The 9,229-nt window shown below is 69.8% G+C and carries 6 protein-coding genes and 1 pseudogene; 4 read left to right on the top strand and 3 right to left on the bottom strand.

Features of this window, described 5'->3' with window-relative positions:
• Positions 1-409: 409 nt before the first annotated feature.
• Together AC31A1_RS39835 and ptsP are read left to right on the top strand one after the other, a co-directional pair.
• Positions 410-859 carry a PTS sugar transporter subunit IIA gene (locus AC31A1_RS39835; protein ID WP_489657965.1) on the top strand — a complete coding sequence of 150 codons (450 nt, stop codon included), beginning with the start codon at positions 410-412 and terminating at the stop codon, positions 857-859.
• Between the two features lie 78 nt (positions 860-937).
• Positions 938-2,608 carry a phosphoenolpyruvate--protein phosphotransferase gene (gene ptsP, locus AC31A1_RS39830; RefSeq protein WP_489657964.1) on the top strand — a complete coding sequence of 557 codons (1,671 nt, stop codon included), beginning with the start codon at positions 938-940 and terminating at the stop codon, positions 2,606-2,608.
• 84 nt (positions 2,609-2,692) lie between these two features.
• On the opposite strand, the gene AC31A1_RS39825 is transcribed toward ptsP, so the two are convergent.
• Positions 2,693-3,589, bottom strand: a complete 897-nt coding sequence (locus tag AC31A1_RS39825; protein ID WP_489657963.1) for a DUF8829 domain-containing protein — start codon at positions 3,587-3,589, stop codon at positions 2,693-2,695.
• A gap of 22 nt (positions 3,590-3,611) precedes the next feature.
• Positions 3,612-4,820, bottom strand: coding sequence for an MFS transporter (locus tag AC31A1_RS39820; RefSeq protein ID WP_489657962.1), 1,209 nt, complete (start codon positions 4,818-4,820; stop codon positions 3,612-3,614).
• Between the two features lie 111 nt (positions 4,821-4,931).
• On the opposite strand from AC31A1_RS39820, the gene AC31A1_RS39815 reads away from it, so the two are divergent.
• Positions 4,932-6,257 carry an aminotransferase class I/II-fold pyridoxal phosphate-dependent enzyme gene (locus tag AC31A1_RS39815; RefSeq protein WP_489657961.1) on the top strand — a complete coding sequence of 442 codons (1,326 nt, stop codon included), beginning with the start codon at positions 4,932-4,934 and terminating at the stop codon, positions 6,255-6,257.
• A gap of 21 nt (positions 6,258-6,278) precedes the next feature.
• On the opposite strand, the gene AC31A1_RS39810 is transcribed toward AC31A1_RS39815, so the two are convergent.
• The gene (locus AC31A1_RS39810) at positions 6,279-8,246 is read right to left on the bottom strand and encodes an acetoacetate--CoA ligase (protein WP_489657960.1); all 1,968 of its coding nucleotides are present in this window, start codon (positions 8,244-8,246) and stop codon (positions 6,279-6,281) included.
• Positions 8,247-8,460: 214 nt separating this feature from the next.
• Between AC31A1_RS39810 and AC31A1_RS39805 the strand changes: the two are divergent.
• Positions 8,461-9,229: pseudogene (locus AC31A1_RS39805) on the top strand (glycosyl hydrolase); the annotation flags it as partial.

Genomic DNA, 9,229 nt, shown 5'->3' with positions numbered 1-9,229 from the left:
ATTTTTGGCACGCTGTTGAGTTCTCAAGGAACGGACGCTTCCTTTGTACTCACCCTCTCGGGCTTTCCTCCGGGCTTCCCTTCGGTGTTCCAAACTCTATCAGTGTTTTTCCGACCCCCTGACCACCGTCCTGCAGGCATGCAGAAAGTGACCCCGGGATAGGATCTGACAAGTTGGGTGCTGCCAAGCCAAGCAAAGACGCTTGGTCGCGTCGCTCAGCCTCAAGCAGGAGTACGACTGTACATGCGGCCGTAGAGCAGGTGCAAATCGATTAGAGGTGTGGTCTAGACCACTAATCCGGACCTCTCGGGCGGAACCGTTACTACATATGACATACCCTGCTGCTCAGTGTGCCGTCCGGGACAGGTAGTGACGGCCCCATCACATTTCCACCCCTGGGAGGCTTCCCATGACCAGCGTGACGTCCCCTCTCGCAGGACGTGCCATCGGACTGGCGGCGGTGCCGGATCCGGTCTTCTCCGGAGCCATGGTCGGCCCCGGCACGGCCATCGACCCCGTACGTGAGCCCTCCGAGGCCGTCTCTCCCGTGGACGGAGTCATCGTCTCCCTCCACCCACACGCCTTCGTGGTTGTGGACAGTGAGGGGCACGGCGTGCTCACTCACCTCGGTATCGACACCGTGCAGCTCAATGGCGAGGGCTTCGAGCTGCTCGTCAACAAGGGCGACGCCGTGACCCGCGGCCAGAGTGTCGTGCGCTGGAACCCGGCCGCCGTCGAGGCCGCCGGCAAGTCCCCGGTGTGCCCGATCGTGGCTCTCGAAGCCACAGCCGATGCCCTCTCCGATCTCCGCGAGGACGGCGATGTGAAGGCCGGCGACAGTCTCTTCACCTGGGAGTGACGTCAATGCCGTCGTATGACGGTGAGCAGGACAACCACCGCGGCGGCGGGACCCGCCGCACTATCGGAGACGGGTGAGATGGAGACAACGCTGCGAGGCGTCGGTGTGAGCCACGGTGTGGCGATCGGCGAGGTTCGGCACATGGGGACGGCGGTTCTGGAACCGCCTGCCAAGCAGATTCCGGTGGAGGACGCGGAGCGTGAACAGGGGCGCGCCCGCCAAGCCGTGGACGCTGTGGCGGCCGACCTGATGGCGCGCGGCAATCTGGCGGGGGGCGAAGCCCAGGCAGTGCTCGAAGCGCAGGCCATGATGGCCCAGGACCCCGAGCTGATGGCGGACGTGGAACGCCGTATCGCGGTCGGCAGTACCGCGGAGCGGGCCGTCTATGACGCCTTCGCCGCCTACCGTGCTCTGCTGGCCGGTGCCGGTGAGTATCTCGCCGGCCGGGTGGCCGATCTCGATGACGTGCGGAACCGTATCGTCGCCCGGTTGCTCGGGGTGCCGATGCCGGGTGTTCCGGACAGCGACGAGCCGTACGTCCTTATTGCTCGTGACCTTGCGCCTGCCGATACGGCGCTGTTGGACCCGACGCTGGTGCTCGGTTTCGTCACCGAGGAGGGCGGGCCGACGAGTCACAGCGCGATCCTGGCGCGGGCGCTCGGTGTGCCGGCCGTGGTGGCGCTGCCGGGGGCCGGGGAGTTGGCCGAGGGCACGGTGGTCGCCGTGGACGGCAGCACCGGTGAGATCTTCGTGAACCCCAGTGACGAGAAGAAGGAGCAGCTGGAGGCCTCGGCGGCCGCGCGCAAGGCCGCTCTCTCCGCCTCCACCGGTCCTGGTGCCACCTCCGATGGGCACAAGGTGCCGCTGCTGGCCAACGTCGGCGGTCCTGCTGATGTACCGGCCGCGCTGGAGGCGGGGGCCGAGGGTGTGGGGCTCTTCCGTACCGAGTTCCTTTTTCTGGACGACAGCAAGAAGGCGCCGTCCGAGGAGAAGCAGGTCGAGGCCTACCGGCAGGTGCTTGAGGCGTTCCCCGAGGGACGTGTCGTCGTGCGGGTGCTGGACGCGGGCGCGGACAAGCCGTTGGACTTCCTGACGCCGGCCGACGAGCCGAACCCGGCTCTGGGTGTGCGCGGTCTGCGGTCGTTGCTCGACCACCCCGATGTGTTGCGTACTCAGCTGACGGCGCTCGCGAAGGCCGTCGAAGGGTTGCCGGTCTACCTTGAGGTCATGGCGCCTATGGTCGCGGACCGTGCGGACGCGAAGGCGTTCGCGGACGCGTGCCGGGAGGCCGGGCTGCGGGCCAAGTTCGGTGCGATGGTGGAGATTCCGTCGGCCGCGCTGCGGGCGCGCTCGATTCTGCAGGAGGTCGAGTTCCTGTCGTTGGGGACCAACGACCTCGCGCAGTACACCTTCGCCGCCGACCGTCAGGTGGGTGCGGTGTCCCGTCTGCAGGATCCGTGGCAGCCCGCGCTGCTCGACCTGGTCGCCATGTCCGCCGAGGGTGCGAGGGCCGAGGGCAAGAGCTGTGGTGTCTGCGGTGAGGCCGCGTCCGATCCGCTGCTGGCTTGTGTGTTGACCGGTCTTGGGGTCACCTCCCTTTCCATGGGTGCGGCTTCGATTCCTTATGTGCGCTCGACGCTGGCGAAGTACACGCTGGCGCAGTGCGAGCGGGCCGCGCTGGCCGCGCGCGCCGCGGACAGTGCCGAGGAGGCGCGCGCGGCGGCTCAGGCGGTGCTGTCCGGCGAATAGTCGAACCCAGTCGTCGGGCGGGAAGCCGTCCGTCGGTTGTGTTCCAGGGGCGCCTCACCAGTGGGTGGGGCGCCCCTGGCGTGTTCAGTGGTGGTGTCCTCCTTGGGGCGGCTCTAGATCTCCGAGGTCCGGCGGTACGCAGTAGTCGACACCTGATTCCGGGGAGATGAGGTCGCCGGATTCGACGTCGGTGCAGTAGGCGTCGAAGACCTCGCCTGCGGTTAGGGCTTCCAGGCCGTCGCCGCGGAGGCGCCAGCCGTAGATGCAGTCGGGGGTGTTGGGGCTGGTGGTGCGCATGACGAGGCCGCCGGGGTTTCGGGTGGCGAGGCCGAGAGCGAGGACCGTGGTGAATTCGAGGGCCTCGGCGTCGTCCAGGTGCGTGGTGCCGTCCTCGTCCTGGTCGGCGTGGAGGACGGAGATGATGGTTTCCGGTGATCCCGAGACGCTGCAGACGAGGTGTCGGTTGCCGGGTCGGGCTGTGTCGAGGATGCGGACGAGGAGGCCGGAGGCCCGGGTGAAGGCGGCGCGGCCGATGTCCTCGCCGCAGGAGGCGCAGGCGCCGAGGCGGGCGAGGAGTGTGGTCGCGTACTCCCAGGTCGCCTGGCGGACGGCCTCGTCGACCAGGGCCGGGAGGAGGTCGGCCAACGGCTGGCCTTCGTAGAGCAGGGTGGGGCCGGTGGCGGCGAGTTCGGCGGTGAAGCGGGCGCGGCTCGACGGGATGTCGGGGTCGAGGCCGCTGCCGGCGCAGAACTCGGCGTATTCCTCGGGGTCGAAGAGGGCCACGCTGGTGTGGCTGCCCTGGAGGGCGCGGCTCCTGAGGAGTGCCTCCACCTGCTGGAGGTAGGCGGTGTGGTCGTCGAAGGTGAAGCTGCGATAGCGCCGCATGGCGCTGAAGTCCTGTTCGTCGGTCAACAGGCCGATGGTGCCCGCGATTTCGCGGCGCAGAACGCGTCGCATGGTCTGGTGGTCGGTGTGCGCCATGTTTCCCCCTGTGCACGGTCGATCAATGCTCACTCACAGTAACCGGCAGCACTGACAATGGCGTCCGAGCGAGTGGCTCACGGACCAGACGGTGCTGAATCATGCAGGTCAGAGCGATCGTGGCGCCGAAGACGGTCCAGCCGAGGGGACCGGTGGCGATGGCTGCGGTGACCGCGAGTGGGCCGATGCTGCGCTGGGTGGACTGGGCGAGCCCGTGCACGCCGAGGTAGGCGCCTTGTGCGGTGTCGGGTGCGAGGGCGACGGAGAGTTCCCACGAGATGGTGGCGTGGAGCATTTCCGCCATGGTGAAGGCGGCGGCCGAGGCGGTGAGAAGCACGATCGCCGTGTCGGCTCCGCCGGTGGCCGAGAGCGCCAGGGTGGCGCCGCCCAGGGCGAAGGCGACGGAGAGCGGTATCAGCAGGTTGCGGGTGGCCGCTGTCGAGGTGGCCAAGCGGGCCAGGGGGACGATGAGCGCCACCACCATCACGTTGTTGAGGACCATCAGCAGGGGTGCCAGTCCGTGCGGTGCGTCGCTGGCGTGGGCGATCCAGAGCGGCAGGCCGACCTTGAAGACGGCGTCGTCGAGGAAGAGGACGGTCTCGGTCGCGACGTACGCGAGGTAGGTGCGGTCGCGCCAGGGGTTCGGAGGCCTGCTCGCTGGTGGGGCGTCCTTCGACATCGCTACGGTGCGCTGCGGTGACGGGGGTTCGCCGCAGCCCAGAGTGAGGGCCGCGACGGCGACGAAGGAGAGGGCGTCGCCGAGGAGGAGCCAGTGGTAGGCGGCGGTTGCGCCGAGGGCGAGGGCGGCCGCGGCGGTGAGACCGCCCAGGGCCCAGCCCGCGTTGGCCGCGGTTCGGCTGATGGCCTGGTAGCGGATGCGGTCCGGGCCTGCGACGCGGGTGGCGTAGAGCTTGGTGAGCACGTTGGCGGCGCGGTCCCCGAAGCCGCCGGCGGCCGAGAAGACGATCAGCAGGACGTAGTTGTCCGTGGTGAGCAGGGCGAACGAGGCCAGGGCGCGCAGGAGTTGGAGGGTGACGAGGACGCGGGTGAGCGGGAACCGGTCGGCCAGGCGCCCTCCCAGGGGTGCGCCGGCGATGCCGATGGCCCCGGCGATCGCGGCGAGGGTGCCCACCTGGGCCACGGAGAGATGCGAGACGTAGGTGAAGTACAGGACGGACACGGAGGCCCACAGGCCGCTGCCGGTGCGGTCGACGAGGGCGATCACGAGCATTCTGCGGCCGTCGCGTCCTCCGGGTATGCGTTTCGGCCGTACGGCTGCGCGACTCGTCCTGCCCACCACTCCACCTTGCGTTGAATTATGTATTGATACATAGTGATCGACGTGGCAATACAATATGGGATCAGTGGTACGACGGCCAAGGGGATTGCCGCGTCCGTCGAACGGCGTGTGGCCGAGGGGGCTTTGGGGCCGGGTGCCGCGCTGCCTCCGGTGCGGCGGCTCGCGGACGGGCTCGGGGTGAGTCCGGGAACCGTCGCCACGGCGTACAAGGAGTTGCGGCAGCGGGGCATCGTCGTCACGCGCGGACGGGGCGGGACGGTGGTGGCGCAGGCTCCGGCGGTGGCGTCACGGCGACCGCCCCGGGTCCCGGAAGGCTTGCGGGACTTGGCCGGTGGGCACCCCGATCCGGCGTTCCTGCCGGCCCTGGTGCCGCCTTCGCAGCTCTCCCCCGGTGCGCGGTCCCACCGGTCGACACCGCGGCTGGCGCGGTTGGAGGAGGCCGTACGGGACTGGCTTCGGCCCGACGGTATGCCCGTGGAGCACGTGACCTTCGCGCACGGGGCGCTGGATCTGATCGGGCGGCTGCTGTCCGTGGAGTTGCGGTCCGGGGACGCCGTGGCCATGGAGGACCCCGGTTATCACCATCTGCTGGATCTGGTCACGGCGTTGGGGCTGCGGATGGTGCCTGTCGCCGTGGATGACGAGGGCATCCGTCCCGATGCCCTGCGCGCGGCGCTGCGGGCGGGTGTGCGCGCCGTAGTGTGCAGTCCCCGGGCGCAGAATCCGTACGGGGGCTGCTTCTCGGCCGCGCGCCGGGACGCACTTGTCGAAGTACTCAGGGACGAGCCGGAGGTGCTGGTCGTGGAGAACGATCACGCGTCCTCCGTGGCGGCCGCTCCCCTGTGGTCGCTGGCCTCGGGTGGGCTGTCGCGTTGGGTGCATGTGCGGACGGTGAGCAAGTTCCTCGGCACCGACCTGCGGTGGGCCGCGGCCGCCTGTGATCCGATCACGCTGGCACGGCACGACGGACGGTTGCTGCTGACGTCCGGCTGGGTCAGTCATCTCCTCCAGGAGACCGTCCACGGGCTGATGACGGACGACGGCACGCGCGCGTTGGTCACGCGTGCGCAGGAGGCTTATGTGCTGCGCCGGGAGACCCTCCGCAAGGAGCTGAGCGGGCGGGGAATCGACGCGCACGGGGCGAGCGGCATGAACCTCTGGGTGCCCGTGCGTGATGAGTCCGCCGTGGTCAACGGGCTGCGGTCGTACAGCTGGTGGGTCGCCGCGGGGGCACGCTTCCGGCTGTCGTCCGAGCCGGGCGTACGGATCTCCGTCGCCGAGCTCGAACCGGCCGCCGCGGTGCGGCTGGCCTCGGACTTCGCCGCTGTACTCGGCGAGGGCGCGTCCGAGGCCACCTATGGAGGGTGATCGTCCTCTACGGGAGGGCGATCAGGCGCGTTTGCGGGCGAGGTCCTCGTAGAAGCTCAGCAGGTCGAGGTTGTCGATGGAGCCCGGGTTGACCGCCTTCTCCAACGGGGTTCCCTGGAGGAGTCGTTTGACGGGTACCTCGATGCGCTTCCCGGTGAGGGTGTGCGGGACGCCGGGCACCTCGATGACCTCGTCGGGTACGTGGCGCGGGGAGAGCTGCTCGCGGATCGTCTGCTTGATGCGGCCCAGGAGGGCGTCGTCGAGGACGGCTCCGGGGGCGAGGTGGACGAAGAGGGGCATCCAGTAGCCGCCGTCGGGCTGTTCGATGCCGATGACGAGGGATTCCCTGATCTCCGGGAGTCGTTCGACCGCTTCGTAGATGTCGGCCGAACCCATGCGCACGCCTTGCCTGTTGAGCGTGGAGTCGGAGCGGCCGTGGATGACGACGGAGCCTCGGGAGGTGACGGTGATCCAGTCGCCGTGGCGCCAGACTCCGGGGTACGTGTCGAAGTAGCTGTCGTGGTAGCGGGTGCCGTCCGGGTCGTTCCAGAAGTAGATCGGCATGGACGGCATGGGGTTGGTGACCACGAGTTCGCCGACCTCGTCGATCACGGGTTCGCCGTTCGGGTCCCAGGACTGGAGATCGGTGCCGAGGCCCGGAGCCTGGAGTTCGCCGACGTACACGGGGAGGGTCGGTACGGCTCCTGCGAAGCAGGAGCAGACGTCCGTGCCGCCGCTGACCGAGGCGATCCACAGGTCGTCGCGGACCTCGTCGTGCAGCCAGCGGAACCCGTCGGGCGGCAGGGGTGATCCGGTGGTGGCGACGCACTTCACCTTGGAGAGGTCGAAGTCGCGGGACGGGTGCACGTCTGCCTTGCGGCAGGCCATGACATACGCGGCCGAGGTGCCGTAGAGGGTCGCCCCGGTGCGTTCGGCGACGTGCCACTGGGCGCCGATGTCGGGGTACCCGGGGCTGCCGTCGTAGAGGACGATCGTCGTGCCGGTCAGGAGGCCGGAGACGAGGAAGTTCCACATCATCCAGCCGGTGGACGTGTACCAGAAGAAGCGGTCCTCGGGGCCCAGGTCGCAGTGCAGGCCGAGTTGTTTGAGGTGTTCGACGAGGATGCCGCCCTGGGACTGGACGATGGCCTTGGGGAGGCCGGTCGTGCCGGAGGAGTAGAGCACCCACAGGGGGTGCTCGAAGGGGACCTCTTCGAAGACGGGCTCCACGTCGGCCGAGGTCAGGGAGGACCACTCCAGGGCGCCCTCGGGGGCATCGGTTCCCAGGAGGGGGATGTGGACCACGGCGCGCAGGGTGGGCAGTTCGCGGCGGAGTTCGGCGACCGTGTCGCGGCGGTCGTGCTCCTTGCCGCCGTAGCGGTAGCCGTCGACGGTGAACAGGACGACCGGTTCGACCTGTTGGAAGCGGTCGAGGACGCTGCGGGCGCCGAAGTCGGGGGCGCAGGACGTCCAGACGCCGCCCACGGCCGCTGTGGCGAGCAGGGCGACGACGGCCTGCGGGATGTTCGGGAGGTAGCCGCTGACGCGGTCTCCGGGGCGTACACCGAGGGTGCGCAGTTCGGCGGCCAGGGAGCCGACCTGGCGGCGCAGCTGCGACCAGGTGACCGGGCTCGGCTCGTGGGTCTCGTCGACGTACAGGAGGGCCGGTTCGTGGGCGCGGGTCGCCGAGGCGCGCAGGGCGTGCTCGGCGTAGTTGAGGGTCGCTCCGGGGAACCAGTGCGCACCGGGCATCGAGCGGTCGCCGAGCACGCGCGCGTAGGGGGTCGAGAAGCGGACGTCGAACCACTCGGTGACGGCCTGCCAGAACGTGTCCAGTTCGCCGACGGACCAGCGGTGCAGTGCCGCGTAGCCGCCCTCGGCGGGGGCTCCGTGGTGCTCGGCCGCCCAGGACTGGAACCTGGTGACCTGTGCCTGGGCGATGCGTTCCGGATCTGGCTGCCAGAGCGGCAGGGGGTTCGCGGTCGACATGGGGCGGCTCCCGGGACTGTGCGCGTCGTGTGCGTCGGTCGCGCACGTGCGGGGATGTGCGCGTGACGCGGCTGACACGGACGATGCCATGTGATCGACTTCTGCACCAGGGCGGGCTCCACATAGTCCGTGTCGTGAAGATGTGGTCCCAGCACGGGTGAACGGCAGTTGAACGACACGGTTGTCTGGGGCCTGTAATGGCAGGGTGAGCAGCATGGACGGTCGTGACCTGGTGCGTTCGGTGAAGGTGGTCGGTTCGACGGGGGCGGCGCAGGGGTTGCGTACCGTACGGGCGGCATGGCGCAGGCGGCGTGCCGACGCCACCGGGCTGCCGTCGCGGGGCGCTGAGCGGGCTCGGGTACCCGGGCCGGTGCGTGAGGCGGAGCCGGGGCCCGGTGGCGGGGTCATCCGGTTCAGCCGCTCCGAGCTGCGCATCACCGTCGCCGCGAACGGGGCCGTCTTCTGGGGCTGGGACGGGGCCGGTCCGGAGCCGTCGTACGCGCTCGGCGGGCGCTGCCCGGAGCCGGATCCCCGGGCCGTCCTGGAGCCGGACAAGGACGGCGGCTGGCGGGTCGTGGCGGAGCGGGTGACGGTGGCGGTGTCGCGGCACGGCGCGGTCGAGGTGCGTACGCCCGGAGGTGTGACGCTGCGCCGTGATCTGCCGCCGCGCTGGTGGGAGCCTGTGGGCGGGGGCACGGCACGCTGGATGCAGCGCTCGGAGGTGGCGGCGGACGCCCGGTTCTTCGGGCTCGGCGGGCGCGCGTCGGGCCCCCGGCTGCGCGACGGGACGTATCGACTGTGGAACACCGACCCCGGGCATGCCTTCGCGCCGGGTGACGATCCGCTGTACATCACCATGCCGGTGCAGCTGGTGGTCGCCGACGCGGCCACGCATCTGGTGTTCCACGACACCTCCTGGGACGGCACGGTGACGCTGCGGGAGGGCGAGGAGGGTGCCGGTTCCGGGCACGACCGGGCCGGGG

The sequence above is a fragment of the Streptomyces sp. P5F9 genome (assembly GCF_057961495.1).
Note: the sequence above shows the minus strand (reverse complement) of the source record. Positions and strands in the feature narration are given on the sequence as shown.